This is a genomic window from Verrucomicrobiia bacterium (assembly GCA_019634625.1).
Taxonomy (GTDB): domain Bacteria; phylum Verrucomicrobiota; class Verrucomicrobiia; order Limisphaerales; family CAIMTB01; genus CAIMTB01.
The window spans coordinates 166,119-188,637 of the sequence record JAHCBA010000008.1 but is presented as its reverse complement, the minus strand read 5'-3'; the positions used below and the strand labels follow the sequence as shown (position 1 = coordinate 188,637).

At 65.4% G+C, this 22,519-nt stretch carries 8 protein-coding genes; all 8 read right to left on the bottom strand.

What is annotated here, in order from left to right; genetic code table 11:
* Positions 1-166 precede the first annotated feature (166 nt).
* On the bottom strand, positions 167-571 hold the full coding sequence (locus KF833_07205; GenBank protein MBX3745082.1) for a PIN domain-containing protein: 405 nt from the start codon (positions 569-571) through the stop codon (positions 167-169).
* Positions 568-816: a hypothetical protein gene (locus tag KF833_07200; protein ID MBX3745081.1), complete on the bottom strand. Its 249-nt coding sequence runs from the start codon at positions 814-816 to the stop codon at positions 568-570. Before KF833_07200 ends, KF833_07205 begins: the two co-directional genes overlap by 4 nt.
* Before the next feature lie 62 nt (positions 817-878).
* Complete coding sequence (locus tag KF833_07195) at positions 879-2,807, bottom strand: leucine-rich repeat domain-containing protein (GenBank protein MBX3745080.1); 1,929 nt, start codon at positions 2,805-2,807, stop codon at positions 879-881.
* Between the two features lie 52 nt (positions 2,808-2,859).
* Positions 2,860-6,183 (bottom strand): VCBS repeat-containing protein, encoded by a 3,324-nt coding sequence (locus KF833_07190; protein MBX3745079.1) that lies wholly within the window; start codon positions 6,181-6,183, stop codon positions 2,860-2,862.
* 365 nt (positions 6,184-6,548) lie between these two features.
* Complete coding sequence (locus tag KF833_07185) at positions 6,549-10,367, bottom strand: protein kinase (GenBank protein MBX3745078.1); 3,819 nt, start codon at positions 10,365-10,367, stop codon at positions 6,549-6,551.
* 16 nt (positions 10,368-10,383) lie between these two features.
* Complete coding sequence (locus KF833_07180) at positions 10,384-11,127, bottom strand: sigma-70 family RNA polymerase sigma factor (GenBank protein MBX3745077.1); 744 nt, start codon at positions 11,125-11,127, stop codon at positions 10,384-10,386.
* Positions 11,128-11,662: 535 nt separating this feature from the next.
* Positions 11,663-13,951: an immunoglobulin domain-containing protein gene (locus KF833_07175; GenBank protein MBX3745076.1), complete on the bottom strand. Its 2,289-nt coding sequence runs from the start codon at positions 13,949-13,951 to the stop codon at positions 11,663-11,665.
* A 226-nt stretch (positions 13,952-14,177) separates the two neighbouring features.
* A complete protein-coding gene (locus KF833_07170) occupies positions 14,178-22,493 on the bottom strand; it encodes a VCBS repeat-containing protein (GenBank protein ID MBX3745075.1) in 8,316 nt (2,771 codons plus the stop codon).
* Between the last annotated feature and the right edge of the window lie 26 nt (positions 22,494-22,519).

Here is a 22,519-nt window from a genome sequence, read left to right as displayed (position 1 = left end):
CTCGCGCATGGCTTATGGAGCTTAGAATGGCCTGCAAAGGCGCCGAAATCCCTGAAAAGCCAGGGATGTTGCATTCAACCTCCACAGGCATTATCGCCAGAATGTCCAATGTCAGATTCTAAGATCCGACCGCGGGTCACCCGCTTCCTGTGCCGGCGGGGATGACTCAATTCGGCAGCAGGTGGGCGACATCGGCGTGCAACCGGGCGAGGGCGGTGTCGAGGGTGGCGAGGCGGCCATTCCTTCGGCGGGCAAGTTCGGCGAGCCAGGCGTCGGTCACCTGGGCTGGGCCTTGTAGGTGGCGGTGGGGCACCTCCACAAAATTGGGTCCTTCACCCCACCATTGGTGAGCCGGGTGCGCATTCACCTTTTCCAGGGTTGACCAGGCGGCGGCGGCGCTCCGGTCATGTGCTTCCCGCATATGAACTCGCAGGAAGGCGCCCTGGGTGAAGGGGCAGGTGGCGAAATGGAACTTGCGGAGCCTGCCGAACCATTGATGGGCGCGTTCATGGTGCACGTGCTGTTCAATGAGCAGGGCCACGAGGACGTTGGCATCGAGCAGCCAGGTCATGGGTGGTTCTCCTCCTCCTCAGTCCGGGCGACATCCTCGGCGGTGATGGGACGGCGGGCGCGGGAGATCGGGAGGCCGTGGCGGGTGGTTGGGGTCTGCCTGGTTGGGGGGGGGTGGGAGGGTTCCGCCGCAAGGGCACGATGCAGGAGGCGATTGACGGCGGTACTGAGAGAGCAGTCCTCCGCTTTGGCGAGGGACTTGGCGACTGCATAGAGTTCGGGTTCAAGTCGGATGGTGAGGCGCACGGATCCAATCTGGTGCGCTGGTGCGCTGGTGTCAACGAGGCTCCTGAGACGCCCGACCTCTTTCACTCCGCCCGGACCCGATAAAGCCGGGCCGGATGCTGTCGCCAGTCCGGGTCGGTGAACAGGACCCACCCGTCCGTCAGGGTCGCGGTGGTCAGGGGTGTCCAACCCGGATCGTTGAGATTCGTGGCGACCTCCACGACCACCTGGTCTCGGTTCGCCCACGAGATCACGAACCCGAACCCGGCCGGGGACGGCCCGAATCGGTCCCCGAAATCGAGGATCGTCGGACGAGAACGGACCCAGCGGGCGGTTGGTCGGCCGCTGTAGGTGGATCCCCAGCCCCGGGTTCCCGGCAGATACCGGATCACGGTCGGCACCAGGAACGCAGGCTGACTCGACAAGACCGCTCCCGTTGAGTCCACCAGCAGGGGAGCATCGCCTGCAAAATAGGCGATCAACGGCTGGCTGCTCACGAACGCCAAAGCTCCGATGCTACGAACCGTGTGAGGGATGATCACGCTGGTCAGCGCACTCCCGTCAAAGGCCTGATCGCCAATGCGGCGGAGGCCATTGGTCAACGTCAAGATGCCAAGGGCATCGCACGAACGGAAGGTCAGTGGCCTGAGCTCGGTCACCCCCCTGCCGATCGAGGCGCGCGTCAGGCTAAAACATGCCAGAAATGCCGAATCGCCCAACTGAGTGACGCTGTCGGGAATGACGATGCTGGTCAGGTTCGTGCACATCTTAAACGCAGCGACGCCAATCGACGTCACGCTGTTGGGGATCGTCAGATTCCTCAGGCGCCGGCAGCCCACGAAGGCCTGGTCCCCGATGCTCGTGATGCCGTCGGGCAGGGTCACCCCGGTCAGGCTGGTCGCCTGGGAGAATGTCTGCTCTCCAATTCGCGTGACGCCCTTGGGAATGACGATCTGGGTCAGTCGGCTGCAGTAGGCGAATGCGTAATCCCCGATCTCAGTGATGCTGTCGGGCAACATCATGCTGGCCAGCCCACTGCAGCCGGCAAACGACATCTCCCCGATCCGGGTGACACTCTCGGGCAGTTCGACCTGGGTCAGGCCCGTGCAGTCGTAGAACGCCAGATCCCCGATGGCCTGGACTCCGCCGGGGATCGTCACGGCGGTCAGATTCCGGCACCCCGCAAAGGCGGAACCGCCGATGGCGGTGACGGTGTCCGGAATGACATAAGTGCCGGTTGTCCCGCGAGGTACCCAGGCCAGGGTCGTCCGACCGCTGTTCAGGAGCGGTTCGGCGCCCAACGGACAGCCGTCGAAGGCCCCGCCCCCAATCTGGATTACCCCTGCGCCGATCGTGATCTCGGACAGCCGGATGCAGCCGGCGAACGCCAGGTCTCCAATTCGACTGACACTGTCAGGGATGATCACGCCGGTGAGGTTCCGGCAACCGGCAAAGGCCGAGCCGCCGATCGCGCTCACCGTATCCGGAATGAGGTAACGTCCGGTGGTTCCCCGGGGCACCCAGGCCAGCATTGTTCGACCGGTATTGAAGAGCGGTTCATCGCCCAGCGGGCAACCCTCGAATGCTCCACCCCCGATGTGTTGGATCCCCTCACCGAGGGTCACGTCTGTCAGTCGGGTGCAGCCGGCGAACGCCGAGTCTCCGAGGCTGAGGACGCTGTCCGGGATCGTGACCCTCGTGAGACCTGTGCACCGCCAGAAGGCCCATTCTCCCACGCGGAGGACACCCTCAGGGATCGTTACCCGGGTCAGGCCCTTGCACCCCTCGAACGCGCCATCCGCAATCTGGGTGACCCTCCGTCCGCCGATGCTGTCAGGGATGCTCAGGTCCCCCGTTGGACAACTCTGACCCTGGTAAAGGGCAAGTGTGCCATCCGATTGAATCTCGGTCCGGAACTGGTACTGGGCTTCAGCACGAATCGTCGCCGCCACCAGCAGGAGCAGGACCAGACCCAGACCGGCGGTTGTGCTCGGGAATTTTTTGGTTCTCATGGGAAGGAGATGGTTGTGGATTCAGGTCACCGTGCGGCCGGACCTCGCTCCGTCAGCGTTTGATCGCCCGGTAGAACCGGACGCTCCCCGCGTTGGGAACCACCACGGTCGCTGTGCCCGTGTCGTCCGTGGTGGCCACTTGCGGCATGTCCCTCCACGTGCTGAGGTCCGAGGATTCCTGGAGCGTATAGGCCGTGGCTGGAAGCCCGCGGCAGAGGATGCGTGAACCCTCCACCGTCTGGATGCAGGTCACCTGAATCACCTCGGCCTCGGTCACCGTGAGCATCTGGTCCACGCCGACGTCGGCGAGTTCCTGCACGACACCCGACGGCCATTCGATGCGAACCTTGGTGGCGCGGGTGGCATCCCCGAGGCCAAAATGCCCGTACGGCAGCGGCGCGCCGCAGCCCGGGGCGTTCCCGGAGATCTCGCGCAGTTGCGTGAAGGTACGTCCTCCAATCGTCGCGGTGAGCCGGATCTTGGCACCGATGGCGTCGCGATTCGAGGTGACGCCCACAGCCTTCACTTTGAGCCAGTGATTGGCATTGCCTTCGTTGCGGTACAGGTGGTTGCGGACTGGAAAGCTGTCCCCATGCACCAGCAACAGGTCCGGAAACCCGTTGTTGTCATAGTCCGCCCACGCCGCCAAACCCCAGTGCGTGGCGTCCGTCTGCATGTTTCCGATGTTGACTGACTGAAACGTGCCGTCGCCGCGGTTGCGGTACAGCCGGGCGTCCCCAGCGTAAGGCAGTAAAAGGTCAAGATGCCCGTCGTTGTCGTAGTCCACCCAGGTGGCGGGCGGATTATCGGTGCGATCCTGAAACGACATCCCGGCGGCGTGAGTGACGTTCGCGAACATGCCGTGGCCCAGGTTCCGGTGAAGTCCGACGACACCGGAAAGCCACCGTGAGAGAAAGACATCCGGCCAGCCGTCGTTGTCGTAATCGCCGATAGCCGGAGCCTCGTCATTCAACGCGGCCCCCAGTGAGCCTGCCTGGACCCGGGTGAACGTGCCGTCGCCATTGTTGCGGTGAAGCCGCGGGGGGACGCCGCCATAATGGATGACCAGGATGTCCTGGTCACCGTCATTGTCATAATCGAACCAAGCGCTGTAGGTCGTTCGCAGGCGGTCATTCACCAACTCACCAACCTCCGCAGCCTCGACCTGGGTGAACGTTCCGTCGCGGTTACTGCGGAAAAGCCGGTCGTTGTAGTCGATGTCGTCGGTGTACCAACCCCGCGTGACGAACAGGTCCAGGTGACCGTCGCGGTTGTAGTCCGACCAGCTTGCGTTCACGGCCGAGCTGGTGGGCCCAGTCAGCGGTGGCAGGGACATCGGAGAGAAGATTCCCTCACCCGTGTTGCGAAAGAGGTCGAAGTGGTCCCAGTGCGGCAGGAACATATCCACCCACCCGTCATTGTCGTAGTCCGCCGGGGTCGCCGAGAAGATTCCCGGGCCATGGGTGACGAGCGGGCTGTCGGTCAGCGCGGTGAACGTGCCGTCGCGATTGTTGCGGAATAGGGAGTTGCGCGGTGCCACCGACGAATTGCCAATGTGCACATCGAGCCACCCGTCGTTGTCGATGTCGAACCAGTTGGCGGTCTGGCTCCCGAACTCCTCGGTGACGATCTCGCCCTGAAGAATCTTGGTGAACTGGGGGTTGACCCTCAGGAACACGTGCTGGGTCACGGTGCCGGTGCTGGTCTCGCGGACGAGCGTGTAGCGCCCGGTCTGCGCAGGCTGCACCTGGGTCAGGGTGAGCAGCCAGTTGGTCTGGCCCTCGAGAGGTTGGCCATTGAAGTGCCATTGTCGTGAAAGGGCCGAAGCCAGGTTGGTGATGGTCACGGTGCCATTGACCGTGACGACCGGGCGCTCAGGCCGAAACGGCGCCGGTTCTGTCACCGTGTGGATGCGGTCGGCGGGAAGGTTTTCCAGCACCTGCACATTGCCCGATGGCCATTCAATCCGCACCTCCTCGGCCACGGTGGCGTCGGCAAGGCCGAAATGCAGCCGGAGCGCGTCACCCGAGGCGAGGGAGTGACTCTGTTGCAGAAGCTGCCAGACCGTCTCACCGCCCAGGGTGGCTTTCACGCGCACCCTGGCGCCGAACGCCGACCGGTTGGACGCCGAGCCGACGAGGCGGAACTTGATCCAGTGATTTCCGTTCCCCTGGTTCTTGTACAACACATGGCGCAACTGCGGTGATCCCGGGTAGGCCAGGAAAAGATCGAGAAACCCGTCGTTGTCGAAGTCCACCCAGTTTCCGCTGGCCTCGGTCGGCCCGGTGAAGGCTTCGCTGACCTCGGTGAACCGGCCGGTGCCATCGTTGCGAAACAGACGAACCTCCAGACGTTCGATGCCCACGCCGGCACTCAGGATGTCGGTGTCGCCGTCGTTGTCGTAGTCACCCACATAAACGTCTGACCAGAGGAAGTCGAAACGCTGACTGAGCCTGAACTCGCCATCGCCGCGATTGAGCAGAATCTGGAGAGCCTCGCCCGCGGTGACGAGGTCCAGGTGGCCGTCGCGATCGAAGTCGGCAGCTTCCACATTGGAGATTCCGAGGACGGGACCGATGAGGTCCCCGGCAAGCCGAGTGAACTGTCCGGCGCCATCGTTGCGATAGAGGAAGTTGGGCGGCGGCGACCAGAAGTGAGCGACGACCAGGTCCGGGTCGCCGTCCCCATCGATGTCCGTCCACAGCGCGGTGTTCATACCGCCCTGCGGCACCTCAGAGGTGATGGGATTGCCAGTTACACGGGTGAAGGAACCGTCCCCTCTGGAATGAGCGAGGGCGTTGAGGCCCAGGTCGGCGCCTCCACAAAGGAGGATGTCCAACCACCCATCCTGATCGTAATCCGCCAGGCTGATGCTGTTGCCAATGCTCCCCCTCGTCGGCCAACTGAACTCGCCGGCGTCGGCGATGGTGAACCGTCCATCCGGCTGATTCAGATACAGGTGGGCGGTTCGACTACGACGGTTAATCGAATGCTCATGGAGCACCAGGTCCAGCCGTCCGTCGTTGTTCACATCGGCCCACTCCACCCGCCACGACTGGTGCCGGTGCGCGGCGGGACCTCCGATCGCCGAGTCCGACAGTTGAACAAAGCTGCCATTGCCCACGTTCCGGAACAGCACGTTGGTGGTCCTTCTAGAATCCTGCCCGGTAGGAAACTGCACCACATACGCATCGGGAAGGCCGTCGTTGTCATAATCGCCCCAGGCGACCTGGCTGGACTGCCGGGGCAGCTTGTCGAACCCCGGAGGGTCGATGGCCACGAAGAGTTGCGTGGCGGCCAGAAGGGGGAGCGGGATCAGCAGCAACAACCCGATGGCAAAGCGGGCGGGTCTTTGTGGTAGCTCTTGGGTTTTCATGCGGATGACTGTTTTCGAGGTCTCGCTTTTCGGCCCCGTCGCGGCAGGGGCGACGTGCGTCGTCCAGGATCCGGAATGCCGGACACATCCCCCTTCCTTGGGACGCCTGCGCGACATACTGGTTCCTACCTGGAGATAAGGACGCGCTCGGAAATTGTTCCGAAAATGTTCGGACCCATTCCCGAAGCCGGATCCCATCCATGAGCGCCGGAGACGAATTCGGTACGTTTCGTGATCCCCAGGTGGGGAGCACTGTGGTCCCGGCCCACCGAACGCATCGTCATCCACCACGGCCTCACCGTCCGGAGCGCCGACAGTCCGGAGGTGACGATCACCGAAGGTGAACCCGGCGAGATGCGGTGTGCCTACCTCGGGGAGGGTGCCCTTTCCGGGCACATTCTGGCTGACTGTTGGGCGTTGTTCGGCATCAGCGGGTCCGGGTAGCGGTCGCGGAGGAGATTCCACGCGTCGCTGATCTCGCCCGCCTTGGCGGCGGCGACCCGGCCCGAGGCATTGATCCTGCGCCCGGAAAGGACGTGCGCGAGGCGGCGCAGATCGTCCAGAGGCCGCGGGTCGCTCGGAATGGGCCAGAGTCGGGCGGTGCCATCGAGGCTGCTGGACAGAATGCCGCGGTCGTCCGGGGTGAAACTCACGCGGTGAACGGGATGGCTGTGGCCCCGAAATTCGGCCAGCAGATCGCCGCGCCGGGTGTCCCAGAGTCTCACCGCGCCGTCCAGGCTTCCTGTGGCCAGCCAACGGCCGTGGCCGGAGAAGTCGGCATCGCTCACGGGCGATGGCACGTCGAGATCGGGAACAGCCCTCGAACCGGTCCGGACGTCGCAGAGGCCGAGAAACAGGCTCCCATACTGGGCCATCACCAATCGATCGCCCTGCCGACTGAACCGAACACTGATGCAACTGTTTGGAACCTGCAGGTCCGGGGTGGCGGACAACCCTGTTACGGCATCCCAGAGCTGGACGGCGCTCTGCTGGCGGTCGGAGATCAACGCACCCGAAACCAGGCGGCTGCCGTCGGGGCTGAAGCCAGCTCGAAGCGGGATGCCCGAAAGTGGGATGGGCGGCAGAACCATGTCCCCGGTGGCGGCGTCCCAGAGCCGTAGGGTCCGGTCGGCCCCGGCGGTGAGGACGCGACGCCCGTCGGGACTGAAACAGGCGGCGATCACCATGGCGGGATGGCGGAGGGGAGGCGTCAGCGGACGGCCGGAGGCGACTTCCCAGACGCACGCTTCGCCCTCACGGGGCCCCTGGACGACGGGCTGGTTGATGTAGAAGGAAACCGGGACCCAGGGCGCGACGCCGCTGGCGGTTACCAGGCGACGTCCCTCGGGATCGAACCCGACGGTCCACACCGGGTTCGAGTGAACCATCGGTGGAACCAACAGGGCACCGGTCCCGGCATCCCACAGCCGCGCGGTCATGTCCATGCCGCCCGTGGCGATGGATCGTCCGTCGGGGGAGAGTTCCATGGACGTGACCCCCTTCGGATGCACCAATGGAGTTCCCGTGGGACGCGCCGTGGCCAGATCCCAGACGCGCGTGGTGCCGTCGCTGGCCGCGGTGACGGCCAGGCGCCCGGAGGCGTCCAGGGCGTGATGCAGGATGGGCGCGCCATGAGGCAGCGTCACGGACGGCTGCCCGGGTGGATCCAGCCTCCAAACCAGGCCCAGACCGCTGCCGCAGGCGACCGCCACCCGCCGGCCGTCAGGGGAAAGCGCGAGGGAAACGAAGCCTTCCTTCTGCAGGATTGGGGTCCCCTTGGGCCGGCCGTCCTCCACCCCCCAAAACCGGATCTTGCCGTCGCCCCCGACGGTGATGAACCGCTGGCCGCCGGGGAGGAATCGGGCGTCGGCCGCGCCCCACTCGGGATCCCAGGGAAACGCCGCCTCCCCGGTTGCGACGTTCCACACCCGAACCGAGCCCGGGTTTCCGTAGGTCAGGAGCCAGCGGTCGTCGTCGCTGAAGCGGGACGCGTAGGCATGGTAGTGGACAGGGATGTTTCCAAGCGGGGGAACGAGCGGCGCGCCCGTGGCGGCATCCCAGATCTGCGCATAACAGGAACCGACGCCGACCGTGGCCACCCGCCGTCCGGCGTGGTCGAAGGTGGCATGCAACACCCCCTCGCCGTGGGGCATCGGGGGAACGAGAAGGGTGCCCGAAGGCAGTTCCCAGAGGCGTGCCGCCCCGTCCCGGCAACCGCTCAGCAGACGTCGGCCCTCCGGATCGAACCGCACCGCCGAGACCCCCGCCGGATGCGGCATGACCGGCCCTACGCGAGTCCCGGTGGCCACATCCCAGACCTGGGCGTCCCCCCGCTGACTCATCCCGGGCAACCGTTGCGCGCTGGCCACGGCCAGCCGGGCTCCGTCCGGACTGAACTCCGCGAACGGAACAAATCCCTCGACCTCGAAGGGCGTTCCGACCACGTCGCCCGAGTCGGCGTCGTGGACCTGGACCCGGGTGAGCACGTTCGAGACCGAATCACCGCGGCTCACGAGGGTGAAGAAGCGTCGATCCGTTGGATCGAACGGGTGGTAGTGAATGCCGATGCCCTTGTAGCCGCCGCTGCCGAAGCCGAGCGCGGTATGGGGCAACGGCGCAAACACCGGTCGACCGGTGGCCACGTCCCACAGGTGCAGCCTTCCTTCCGGATTCAGACCCGCCCCGTCCCGCGGTGGATCTTCCCCGGACAGGGTCAGGATCCGTCGGCCGTCGCGGGTGAACACCACCAGCAGACACGGCGCGGCGTGGGGGAGCATGAGTTCAGGATGCGGACAACGGCTGAGGGTGGAGGCGATGCGGAGGCGGTGCACCTCCTCCTCGGCGGGTTGGTGCATCGAGAGTTCCAGCGCCTCCACCTGCCAGAGCAGGGCCTGGGCTGGATCGCCGTCGTCGAGCGCACGGCGGCCGGTCTGCAGGAGCGACCTCAGCAGTCGCTCCCGTTGCTCCTCCGCCAGGCTTTCCGCGACCTGCCGTTGCCGGCGCTCCGCGTGTTCCGCGTCGCGGGCCCGGGAGGCCTGTCCGATGGCGAACGCCCCCAGCACCCCTACCACGAGCAGCAGCATTCCCAATGCCCCCGCAAGACCCGCCAGCCCCGGATGACGACGGCACCACCGCACTCCCCGCGCCGCCAGACCCACCGGCCGGGACCGGATGGGCCGCCCCTCCAGGAATCGCTCCAATTCGTCCGCCAACGCCTCCGCCGAGGCAAACCGTCGTCCTGGGAGCTTCTCGAGGCACTTCAGGCACACCGTCTCGAGATCGCGCGGCACGGCGGGATTGAGCAACCGCGGCGGCACCGGCTCCATCTCCTGAACCTGCCGGAGCGTGGACGTCACACTGTCCGCAAAGAACGGCGGACGCCCTGTGAGGCCATGATAGAGAATCGCCCCCAGCGCATAGATGTCGATGGCCGGACCGATCGCCTCACGCCGGCCCGCCGCCTGCTCCGGCGCCATGTAGTTCGGCGATCCCAACGCCTGGCCGGTCAGGGTCAGGTCCAGCGCCTCCCCGAGCCGCTTGGCCAGTCCAAAGTCCGTCAGGTGCGGTTGATCCTGCGCATCGATCACCACGTTGGAGGGTTTGAGATCCCGATGGAGAATCCCCTGCCCATGCGCGTAGCCCACGGCACGGGCCAGGGCCATCACCTGTCGCGCCGCCCGTCGCGGGGCCAGCGGGCGGTTGTGGATCAGTTCCGATAAATTCACCCCCTGGATCCAGTCCATCGAGATGTAGGGCTGTCCTTCGCACACCCCGTAGTCGTGGGTGGGCACGATGTTCGGGTGTTGCAGCCGCCCCGAGGCCTGCGCCTCGCGTTCGAAGCGCCGTGCCGATTCCGGACTGGCAAACCGCCCCACCAGCAGGAGCTTCACCGCCACCCAACGGTCCAGCCGCACCTGCCGCGCCCGGTACACCACGCCCATCGCGCCGCGGCCAATCTCCTCCACCAACTCGTAGTCGCCCAACCGGCGCACCTCCCGCACCTCATCCGCCGCCGGCATGCCATCACCCCCCACCCCTGCATCCTCCGGTCCCTCGGAGTCGGCGCCCTCCCTCGATTCCGGGTCGTCGCTCAACCCCATTTGCAGGAGGCAATGGAGACACCCGGATCCCGGACGCCCGGCGGACAACCGCCCGCCACACCTCGGACAGTGAAGAGCCTTCATCGACGCAACTCCCGGGTTACCCGGCAACCACCTGCATGAGATAGCGGATCTCCCCGTCGATCTCCTCGGGCGTGGCCACGGTATGCGCCACCTCGCGCCGCAGCAGGGCGCGGAAGCGTCGGCGCAGCCGGTGCACCTCGGAGCGCAGGGCCGCCTCGGTCAAACCCAGGCGTTGCCCCAACCCCCTGCCTGCTTCCTCCGCATTCCCACCGGGAAGATACGGCTCCAGTGCCTCGAACCGATCCGTCCGGCCCGCTGCGGCATACTCATCCCGCAGGTGGCTGCAGGTGTTCCGCAGGACGGAACCCGCCCAGGCCTGATCGAAAACCTGCTCCGGGGATGCCGTGGCGTCCGAGTCCACCATCCAATCCTCCCAGCATCCCAACTCCTCCAGGGAAATGGTTCGGAGCCCCCCGCCGCGCTTCTTCGCCCGCTGCCAATCCCAGGCGTCGGAGAGGAAGTTCCGGATCGAAGTCAGCAGGAAGGCCCGGAATCGCCCGCGCGATGGATCGGCCTTGCCGATGCCGCCCCGGATCAGAAGGCGGGCAAAGAACTCCTGCGTCAGGTCGCGCGCTTCCTCCGCAGGATGGCCATGATGCCGGATGAACCCAAATACCGGATACCAGTAGGCGCGGCAGAGTCGATCCAGTGCCACCTCCGCCAATGGTGAATCGCCCTGCCCGGCGGCCAGGACCACGCTCCAGTGGGTGGTTCCAAACGTGAACTCGGCAGGATTGCTGGCGGATTCCGAGGATTTCATGAACCAGGCGCTGCCCGCCCCAGGATGATGCGGACACGGTCTGGATCCTCGAGACGCCCGTCAACCCTTTGGGGACCACCCTCATTTCCCCCCCCGGGGGGGGCTCTCTCCATCCGGTGCATCCCGGAGTTGCGGGGAGAGGTGCAGACTTTGCGAAGCCTCGCCTCGGACGGCCGGGTTCCACGAGGCCGCAACCGTGTGGCGCGTTGGGATGAGGATTCGCGGAGCTCGTCCCTCCGAAGGGTGAAACGGGGTGGTGAAATCGGAGGGTCGAGTTCCACGAGGCCGCAAGGGGGTGGTGTTTTGGAATGTGGACTCGCTGCCTCCCCTCACCCACAACTCCGGGATGCACGGCTCTCACTCCTGATCCTGATCATAATCTTGATCCTCGAATCGGGGTCGGGGTCGGAATCGCCATCGGCATCGTTTCGGTCCGCTCGACGGGGGGTATGAGAGTGCACTCCCGCCGACCTGCGTACCTTCAGTCCGTTAAGACTTGGGGACTTGGCGGATGATGCGATCCCAATGTATCGAGCTAGAGTGCGATCGAAAAAGTCAGATCGTCGATCTGGAAGCCGCTTTCACTCCCCGGGCTGCCCCTCAACTCGATTCCGCCGATGCCATCGGGGTGTTCGTAGGCGACATCCACTCCACCCCCGATGGGTCCGCTGTGGGTGGTGTGAAATTGTTCGGCTAACAACACGCCCGTCAATGAGTAGAACCGGATCACGAACGATTCCGAGGGCCAGTCGCCATCACCTGCGCGAAACCCGACCCGAAACACCGGTTTCAAGAACGCAATCTTCGTCAAGCCCCATCCGCCGCAATTATAGGACTGCTGACCGGAGGAACCGAAGTCCGCCGTGCCCTCGTCGCCGTCGGTGTGATTGAGGATCTTTCCCGCATCCCCATCCGCCGAGAAGAGAAGACCCAAAGCTTGATACTGATCGGTGAGGTAAGTAAGCCTCGGCAGATCCTCGAAATCGATCCGAATCTGCCGAAGGCTCTGTGACAAGCGGAAGAAGGCGGGTTCAGGCTCCAAGGGCAATGCGATGCTCGCCTGCGACTCCGATTCAGGTATATCCAGCCAGTCTAGGCTCGCCAGATTGCTGGTCTTCTGGAGCCTCGCGCCGTTGCCTGCTTCACTCCATGAAACCACCACTTCATCGCCTCGCCTCCGGATGCGCAGCACTGCGCCGAACGTGGACACGGACACAGACTTGCTCGGGAGCAAGCCTAACGGGTTCTGGACAATCACGCGGTAGTCGCCCAGTTCCCCGATGCCAAGGCCCGATAGCGTGAGCGCGCTCGTGGCCGCTCCGGATGTGGTTGCTCCATCCACGACGGGGATGCCGTCCCGCTCCCATTGATAGCTCAACGGCAGGCTACCCATGGCTGCGACCTGCAGGATGACTGTCGAACCCAAGGCGACCCGCTGCGCCCGCGGTTCCGATGTGATTCCAGGCGGCGCCATGATGACCGTCAGTCGCGCAGGAAAACTCAGCGTCGCGCCATACGCATTGCGGACCTCAACCATGTAGTGACCGAGGTCGAGCGGCTCAGTGTCCGCGAGGGTCAGGGTCGCCGTCTGTGCGCCGCGGATGCGGGCGCCGTCAACGAGCAGCAGTTCGTCCCGATACCATTGGTAATGGAGCGGCAAGCTCCCAACCGCGGTGGCGCTGAACACGGCCTCCCAACCGCTGAACACCTCTTGATCCTCAGGATCGGAGATGATGTCAGGCGGCTGCAGGACCACCGTTAGCGCTGCCGGGATGCTGGTCACGGAGCCGTAATCGTTTCGGATCGTTACGGTGTAAATCCCGAGATCATCGAGACCTGCGGCAGCGATGGCCAGCGAGGGGGTTCGGGAGCCGGTGATGCGTCCGTCCTCCCGAACGTCCGCCCCGTTGCGCTGCCACTGGAATGTCAACGGCAGACTGCCGTGGGCCGCCACGGTAAAGCCTGCCGAACTTCCGCTGACCACCATTCGGTGCTCAGGCTGCTTTGTGATCGCGGGTGACAATAAAAGGACCGAGAGCAGGGCGGGATTGCTGGTGATCGAACCGTGGGCGTTGCTCACCACGACCCTGTAGGCGCCGGCGTCTCCCAGGTCCACGCCCTGGATCTGGAGAGTGCTGGTGCCGCTGCCGGATATTTTCCCGTCGTCCACCAGATCCACGCCGTTGAACTGCCAGCGATAGTTCAAGGGCGCCGGACCAAGGGCACTGGCCTCGATCTGCACGGTGGCTCCCGCGAGTACTTCCTGGTCGAGGGGATGGTGAATGAAGGTCGGCACCGTCAGAGGCAATGTATTCAAATAGGCGACACCAAAACGCCCTCGCCAGCGGTAAGTAGTGCTTTGGTCGAAGCAATCGATGATGAACGAACGCCCGACGAGGCCGACATGAATTCGATTTGTGGTCGTAACATTAACCGCTTCGTGAAGCGCGATCTGGCGAAGCACGACCCTGTTCGTGGTGAGGACGCGAAGGAACGAGGTGGATAATTGAGCCCCATTGGCGATCTCGTAGAAGGAATCGAAATAGACGTCGCGGGCAAAATCCAGTTGCATTCGGTAGATCAAGTATTCATTTCCAATGTGCTCCTGACTTCCCCCTGAATGATATCCCATAAATGCGCACGGCTTGCCGTCGAATGGCCCGGCGGGGTCCGCGGTCTCTGATGCACCAGGTGGATCGCTGTGGAAGAATCCTTTCTGATACGTGGCCGAACTGGAGGGCAGAAAGGTCACCTGGAATTCGGTTGTGGCCAATGCAGTGGTCAGGAGCAGGTTGGCTGACAGGATGACAAGGTCGGTTTTCATAGGGTGTACCATGTGAATGGTCTGCCGGTTTGAACGGCCTGCGTCTGGTTGATGGGGGGAGTCGCACAGCGTGCTTTCCTTTGCGCGTTGGAAGTCCCGTCACCGGGACTGACGAGTGTAACTGCGAGGCGGTTCGCACGGGGTGATGACGTGGGCAGCCATGGGATTGAATCCGGCGCTCCCAAGCGCCACGGCCCCCATTCGCCATTCCCCATTCGCCCCCCCATCAGGGCTTCACCAGACGGAAGAAGCCGCTGCTCTGGACGGGCAGGATGGCGATGCCGGTCACGTCCTCGGTCCCCGGGAAATCGGTCCATTGCGGGGGCGCGAGGGTCGGACTGTGCTGGAGGCGCAGGCCCTTGGCCGCATCATTCCATCGGATCACCATCCACTCGCCCGATTGGAGGGGCGCAAGGAACGAGGCGGTCGCCTGGAGGTAGATCGACAGGACGGAACTCCCCTGACTGCCCAGGGCGACATCGAGGCGGCCGTCGGCGTTGAAATCGCCGACTGCAATGCCGCGGGGATTCGGGGGGCCCGGATACTGCACTGGCTCCGCAAAGGTGCCGTCACCGTTGCCGAGCAGGAGCGCGAGGGTGTCGTGGTAGCCGGTGCCCAGCACCAGATCGAGCCGTCCATCGGCGTTGAGGTCGCCGCATGCGATGGAGTGTGGGATCACCCCGATCGGCCAATGGCCACCCCACCGGAAGCTGCCATCCCCGTTGCCAAACAGCAGGGCAAGCGCGTCGTTGCCGGCCGTGGCCGCCAGATCGAGCACACCGTCGCCATCGAGGTCCGCCGACGCCACAACGAGGCTCCATTCCGCTTCCAGATCGTAATCGACCGGATCGAGGAAGGTGCCGTCGCCGACGCCCAGGAGCACGAACAGGTGGCCGTCCTCGGTCACCATCGCCAGGTCAGCGTAGCGGTCCCGGTTGAAGTCGCCGCCGGCCAGGTTCCGGCAGGCACGGCCGATGGCGATGACATGCTGTGAACGGAAAGTGCCGTCGCCTTGACCGAGGAAGACGGTGAGACTGGCCCCGCCCTCGTTCGAGGACACCACATCCAGGAGGCCATCACGGTCGAAATCGTCGGCCAGCACTGCGTAGGGACCGTAATAACCTAGGGTCGGAACGTCCCAGCGCCCGGCTTCGTAGAAGGTGCCGTCGCCGTTTCCCAGCAGCATCAGGATCGATCCACAGGCCCGTTCGGCCACGACCAGATCCTTCACGCCGTCCCCGTTGAAATCGCCCACCGTCAATCCGGCGGCGCCGCACGCCCCGTAGGTATCTCCGGCACGGAAGGTGCCGTCGCCCATCCCCATCATCACCGTCACTTCGCTCGTATGCCAATGGGCCGAGATGAGGTCCGCAAAGCCGTCGCCATTCAGGTCGGCCGCCACCAGGTCAATGATATCCGGTGGCGCCGGATAATCCGATCGCCGGGTGATCACCGAGGGCAACGGGGTGGCCACCGGAAAGAGCGCCGGTTCGGAAGAGCCGGCAGTTCCTGGATTGATGACGGTGACATGCGCCGTGCCGGGCCGGGTGATGTCGGCGGCGCCGATCACTGCGGTCAGACGCCAGGGGTTGAGATAGGTGGTGGGACGCGGTTGGCCATTCCAGGCCACCACGCTGCCTGGGGTGAAGCCGGTGCCATGGACGGTGAGAACAAACGCCGGGCCGTAAGGGGCCGCCGCCGAGGGCACCAGGGGTTCGCTGATGCTGGGGCGGGGCGACATCTCGGTGATCGTCACCTGAACGCTGTCCTGCACGCCGTCCGGCAGGGTGTCGTTGTAGCCGGTGAGGGTGACGGTATGGATGCCGCCACGGATCCAGGCATGGGTGGCCACCGGCACGTTGGAGAAGGTGATGCCATCGCCGAAGTCCCACACGGTGCGGGTGAGGGCACCGGCGCCGAGCGCGACGAAGCGCAGGGTGTCCTCGCTTCGCCCTTCCAGGGTCGCGGCGAGGATTCGAACGCTCAAGGGACCGCTGGAGCGCGGCTGATCGGCGCCCATGGACGGAGGCGATTCCCAGGGATCGCCATCGATGTCGAGGCCGGTGGCATGGTCCGGGTGGCCCGCGGCGAGGCAGGGTGAATCGGGGGCGAGGTGACTGGCGGTGAGCCATCGCGGGTCGGTGTCGAGGTTGCCGGCGCCGCCGGGGTGCGGGGAGGTGCAGGAATGACTGAACTGCGCCATCGCATGGTTGGCGTGGGTGGGATTCGTCGCCGTGTTGCCCACCACGATGCAGTTGAACAACCGGCAGGGCAGAGGCACCTGGAAACCCAATCCGGGGATCTCGGTCCATCGGCCCGCCGCCCCCCCGCCTTCCGAGGCGGTATTCTCGGTCAGGGTGCATTGGTACAGGCTGGAACTGATCACCCCTCCGCCCCGGTTGCGGGCGGAATTGCCGATCACGACACAACTGCGGAGGGTGGCATCGTAGGCGCCGCCGCCGTCCTCCGCCGAGTTGCCGATCAGCGTGCATCGATCGAGTTCCCCGTGATGGACTCCACCGCCCAGGGCGGCTGAGTTGCCCTCGATCGAGCAGCGCAAGAGGATGGCGCCAAAGGTGCCACCGCCGCCGTACTCCGCGATGTTTGCACGCAACACGCAGTCTTCGAGGCGGCTGCCGGAAGCGCCCCCACCGACCGGGGCGCGGTTGGCGGACAGGGTGCAGGTTTGAAGCGTCCCGCCAACGGCCCCGCCGCCATGCGTGGAGGCGGAATTGTCGGTGAGGATGCAATCGGTCAGGAGACTGCGCGGACTGGTGGAGAAGACCGCGCCGCCGGCCTCGGCGCGGCCTTGGCGGAGAGTGAACCCGGAGAGCACGGCGCCGTCGCCGAGGTGGACACAGCGGATCCCGGAGGGGTCGCCCTCGATCACGGTGAGCTGCGGGCCATGGACACTGCGGACGATGACGCCGTCGGGAATGGCGACACGGCTTGGGCCGTCCGGGGTTGCCATGGAGCCGGTGCGATAGACGCCGTTGGTGACCAGAACGAGGTCATCGGGGGCGGCCAGGGCAATGGCGTTCGGGAGGGTGCGGGCGGCATTGGCCCAGGTGTCGTAGGGTGGCGTGGGATTCGGGCTCTCCTGCCAGACGAGTAGGGCTTGGGGAGGTCCAGCGACTTCGAACACGCGGTCCCGGGTGATCGGTTCCCAGCGTAGGTCCCCGGCCTGCGCGGCCCGGACCACGAGGGTTCCACGGAATGCCGGGCGAAGCTGGTTCGCGTCGAGCGTGGCGAAGCCACTTGAGATCGAGACGGTAACTGGGAGTCCGCTGCTGGCGACGGCATCGAGGGAGTAGGTTTCGCCGACTTGAAGCTGGGTGGGGCTGGGATCCATCCACTCGATGGATTGCGGCCATCCGGAGACCTGGAAGGCGACTTCCGCAGAAGCGGGTTCCCATGTGTCGTCGCCGACCTGAAGCGCGGACAAGGAGAGAACTCCCCGCCCGGTGGGTGTGAATTGGTTTGTGGACAGCTCCGCGTTGCCCTGGGCGACGCGGACAGCGACAGGCAGGCCGCTGCTGGCAACCGCCTCGATGAAGTAGGTCTGACCCATCTCCAGCGGGCCGGTCGGCGCCTGGATCCAGGCGATGGTTTGGGGTCGGCGGAGCAGTTGGATCGAGACCTGGATCGAAACGGGTTGCCACAGGTCGTTTCCGGCCTGTTCGGCACGCAGGATCACCTGGCCTGGGCCGGTGGGGATGAGCAGGTGGTTCTCCAGTCGGGCGGGACCGCTCAGCACCGAGAAGGTTACCGGCAGACCGCTGCTGGCAATGGGGTGGAGTTCGAGGGGCAGATCGTCCACGAACCGTTCGGCAGGCAGCGGGAACTCGAGTGTTTGGACACGCCCGATGCGGAGGTCCAGGATGCGCAGACCCATCGGTCCGTCGGTGAGGAATGCTCTGGAACCCTGGAGCGCCAGGGCTCGAAGTCCGCCGGGTTCGATCTCGAGGCTGGCGACTTCGGGGGCGCCCGGGGAGCCGAGGGGGACCGCGATCAACCGGTTCGGGCTGGTTTGAGCGATGGCGACCGCCATCTGTTCCGAAGCTGCCAGGGTGATGACGGGAGACCCCGCCGAGGTGGACCAAACCGGACGCAGATCTTCCGGTCGGCTGATATCGAATCCGAGCAAGGCGCCCGAGCTGGTCGCCAGGCAAGCCAGCGAACCCGCGATGTCGAGTTCGGCGAGGGCGTTCGTGGTTTCGTAGCGGCCGAGCCACCCGATCGAGACGGGTTGGCGGATATCGAACACCTCGAAACCGCCGTGGCCCGAAACCCACGCGTGCTCACCGGCAATCCGGATCCGGTTGGTGGGGAACCGGGTGAATATGGAGGCCACCTGGATCGGCTCCCCGGGTCGGGTCAGGTCGAGAACACGCAACCCGCCCCGGAGCATGCCCAGAAAGGCGTTCGTCCCCCGGATGTCCACCCCGTGGGCGCGGTCGATGACAGCGTGCGCGACGGGGAGCGGGTTCGCGGGATTGCGGATATCGAGGAGGGTGTAACCCGGCTCGGAGGCCGATGCCACATGGGCCCACGGACCCTCCAAACGGATATCGCGCGCATCGGGGATGGGAATGAACGAAAGCGGACGCGGCCGCTTGGGTCGGGAAACATCGAAGAACGTCACACCGAGGGTTTCGCTGGCGACGGCGGCCAGGTTGTCCTGGACGTCGACCGCACAGAATTCCCGGCGGGAGAGCGGCAGGGTCGGAACGAAGTCGGGATGCAACGGAAGGTGCGCGGGATCGACAACCGTGATTCCCGCGGGACCGGCGATCCAGAATCGGGCACCGTCCCACGCGACATCCTCGGCTCCGCCGCGGCTGACGAGGGTGGCGATGGGTCGGGGTTGGCGGGGATCGGTCAGACCGAGCATCTGAACCCCTCCGGAGGCGGGCACAGCGGCGATGGACAGGCCCAGGGCGAACCGACGGGCGCCTTGAGTGAAGGGAACGGTGCCGAGGAGAACCGGTTGATCCGGATTCTGCAGGCTCACGACCCGGAGTCCGCCCTGCACCAGGGACGTGCCGTACAGCACGGCGCCGCGGATTCGGACACTCGAGTCGATCCGCCCAAGATTCGGAAGCTCCCCCGGGGTGCGGTCGATGGGTGCGGAGGGATTGCGAATGTCAATGCGGCGAACATTTCCCGGAGGCGAGGCAAAATCGGACACCAACCAGGCGTCGGTTTCCGTGATGTGAAGATCGAAGGCGTCCGTCGCCAGGGTGGCGAGGGAACCGACCGGGACCGGATGCAGCGGATCCCTGATATCCAGGATGTCGAGGGTGCCGTCGTGGGCCAGGACGAAGGCGTGCCCATCGCGGATACGGACGAGGCGCGGGGGGCGGGGTGGGGTGTGGGTGAGGATCAACCGGGGGTTGGCGGGGTCCCGGACATCGATGAAGAGCAATTGACCAAGGTAGGCGACCGTGACGAGGGCGACGTCGCCTTCCACATCGAAGTCCCACAGGGTGGCTGGGATTTCGAGGCGTCCGAGCTCGACCGGAGTGTCATCGGCATCGAGGCCGAGGCAGGAGAAGGTTCCCTGGAGCCGCAGGGAAAAGACGCGGCCCTGGTCGACGGCAAGCCGCCAGGCGGGGATTTTCAGGAGGGGCGGCCATTGACCCACTGTGCGGGCTTCGAGGACGAGGCTGGGCGGTTGGGGAAGGGCGGTGGGGACGTACATCTCGACGGAGGCGAGGACAGGTCCGGAACAATAGAGGTCGCGCGACTGCCCACCCACAATGAGAACCCGGCCGTCGGGCAGGCGGCTTGCGGTGTGGAGGGCGCGGGCCACCTGGAGGGGAGCGATGGGCGTCCACAGTCCCGTGACCGGGTTGTAGAGTTCGGCGTTGGAGAGGTTGCGACATCTCTCCCACCATCCGCTCGAACCGCCTGCCGCCAGCACTTCGCCATCGGGGAGCCGGGTCAGGGTGAAATCACGCCGGCCGGTGAACATGGTCCCAGTGGCCCGCCAGGTGCGCGTTGCCGGGTTGTAGATTTCGGCATCGGCCGTGACGATCGAGCGGTCGTGAATGCCAGACAGTCCCCCCGCCACAAGAACCTCACCGGACGACAGGAGAACGGTTTTCTGGGTGGCCCGGGTGGCCTTGAGGTCAAGGGATTCCCAGCGGGTCAAGTCGGGATGGGCAAGTTCGGGTGCGGCGGTCCACCGAAGCGGGCAGCACGATCCGTTTCCGACCACGAGGACGGAGCCATCGGCGAATGGCACGGCCGCAGGGGATGAGAGGGTCCTTCCGGTGATCAGGTTGGCGGTGGGGGACCATCGATCCGCCACGGGATCGTACACTTCGGTGCGATCGAGGGCGTCCACGCTGCCGGCGCCTCGGTCTCCGTTCGGGTAGCTGTTGCCGCCGATGGCCAGCACCTTGCCAGGATGTCTCGAGCCGTGGAGGAGAACCACGGTGAACGAGGACCGGGAGGTGGTCATGGGAGAGACTCGGGTCCACCCCCCGGCCGAGGGATCATAAAGCTCGGCCGAGGCGGTCGTTTGGCCGAATTCGGTCGTGCCTCCGGCCACCAGGACCCTGCCGGAGGGCAGGAGGATCGCTTCGTGGTGGAGACGGGGTTCGTTCATGGAACGGAGGGTCGTCCATTGATCGGTACCCGGGTCGAAGATCTCCGCGGATGCGAGAGGCCGACCGTTCCCTGTGTCACCCCCCGCCACCAGGACACGTCCGTCGGCCAGCACGGTGGCGGTATGGCGAAACCTGGGAGACGCCATGGAGGGGGCCGGCACCCAGAACCCGGGCACAGGACGGACCGTCACCGTCGCCACGGCGCTGGTGACGCTGCCCGTGGTATCCCAAGCCACCACGCGATACCGGCCCGCGTGAACGGCCTGAAGGTTGGTCAGGATGAGTCGGGGTTCCGTCGCCCCGGGCAGATCCACCCATCGCGAGCTGTTGGTTTGCCATTGGCGCCATTGGTAGGAGCAGTAAGGCGTCCCGGCGGTCGCGCCGACCAACCGGAGCGTGGTTCCCTCGATCGCCTCCACGTCGGCGGGTTCGAAGGTCATGAAGGGCCCGCGGGGTAGAACGCCGCCCCGCTCGAAGGCACCCTGATCCCATGCGGCAACGCCGTCGCCATCGCCGTCCGCGGGACGCTCGCGGTGGTCGAGATCCCTGCGAAAGCCCGAAGCCAGGCTGTCGCCCCGGTCAATGCAGGGCGACCCGGCTTGCAGCCGGTAATCGCCGCTCCCGACGAAGCGGGGATCCTCGGCGCTGTTGGAGATCCCGGGATAGCCACCCGTCACGGTGCTGAACCGAATTCGGATGGTGGAATTGTTCTGGCTCCAGACTTCGTTGCCGCCGTTCCACAGGATCGAGTTGATGATTTCAATGAAGGCGGGTTCGGTTCCCCAGGATCCGGCGGCGATGGCCCGTCCATTCGGAGCCGTGTTCGAAGCGAATGTGCAGCTCTCGATGACGGTCGTTGAACGCTCGGTCGCGTCGATGACACCGCCGGCCCTGTCGCTGGTGTTCTCGAAGAAGAGACAGTTCAAGGCGGTGAGACGGGATGACATCCCGTTGACGATGACGCCGCGGCGGTGGCCGCGAAAGAGGCAGCGGTCCAGGGTGATGTCGCCCTCCATGCGATTCCAGATGGCCCCGGCGCTTCCCGCCTCGGCGATGTTGTCCTCGAAGGTGCAGGCGACCAGGAACACCCGGCTCTGGCATTGAGCCCCCAAGGCGCCCGCGGTGTCCCAGACCCAGTTGTTCCGGAAGACGCAGCGTGAAAGCAGGGCCTGCGAGTTCCATTCGAAGACGGCGCCGGCATCGTAGGCGCCTTGATTGCGCTCGAACAGGCAGTCGATCAGCAGCGACGTGGAGGCGTCATCGGAGACGCCCCCGCCGGAAAAGGCGTTGTTGTTCCGAAACTCGCACCGGTCGAAGAGCGCAGCCGACGACTCGTTGAACACACCCCCTCCGCGTTCGCCCGCGCTGTTGCCCTCGAACACGCAATCCCGCACCACGATCATGGCGTTGCGGTTGAACATGCCGCCGCCCCGGTCGGCACTGCCGCCGGTGATGGTGAAGCCGTCCCACACCGACCGATGCCCCACATTCTCGTTCATCACCACACGCCGGGAACCATCCCCGCTCAGGATGCTCCGATGCCGGACAGGGTCCCGGAAGAACGGGTTGTTGGTGGACCCGCTGTACCCGCCACGAATCTGCACCCCATCCACCATGCGGAAGGAGTCTTGTCCCTGTGCGCCGGAACGGTAGGTGCCTTCGGCGACGTGGATCGAATCCCCGAACTGCGCGCGCGCCAGGGCCAGATGGAGGTTGGTGAAGGCGTTCGCCCACGAACTGCCGTCGCCGCGACCCTGGGCCCGGGCGCTCACGAAGTTCGTGGCGGCGGGGGACGACAGGATGACGTGGAGGGCAAGTCCGCAGAGGACCGCGAGACCATGGGTCGCGAACGTCCGCCAGCCCGGTCGTGTCGATGTCAGGGTGCCGGATGCGGGGTGTTGCCCGGCTGCATGAGGAGGGTTCATGGCTGCATTTCCTGCTTTCAGTGGGG

What these genes read in the sequence shown, in the direction of transcription:
- KF833_07205 (MBX3745082.1), bottom strand. Translation starts at nt 571, where the DNA reads ATGACCTGGCTGCTCGATGCCAACGTCCTCGTGGCCCTGCTCATTGAA.
- KF833_07195 (MBX3745080.1), bottom strand. Translation starts at nt 2,807, where the DNA reads ATGAGAACCAAAAAATTCCCGAGCACAACCGCCGGTCTGGGTCTGGTC.
- KF833_07190 (MBX3745079.1), bottom strand. Translation starts at nt 6,183, where the DNA reads ATGAAAACCCAAGAGCTACCACAAAGACCCGCCCGCTTTGCCATCGGG.
- KF833_07185 (MBX3745078.1), bottom strand. Translation starts at nt 10,367, where the DNA reads ATGAAGGCTCTTCACTGTCCGAGGTGTGGCGGGCGGTTGTCCGCCGGG.
- KF833_07180 (MBX3745077.1), bottom strand. Translation starts at nt 11,127, where the DNA reads ATGAAATCCTCGGAATCCGCCAGCAATCCTGCCGAGTTCACGTTTGGA.
- KF833_07175 (MBX3745076.1), bottom strand. Translation starts at nt 13,951, where the DNA reads ATGAAAACCGACCTTGTCATCCTGTCAGCCAACCTGCTCCTGACCACT.
- KF833_07170 (MBX3745075.1), bottom strand. Translation starts at nt 22,493, where the DNA reads ATGAACCCTCCTCATGCAGCCGGGCAACACCCCGCATCCGGCACCCTG.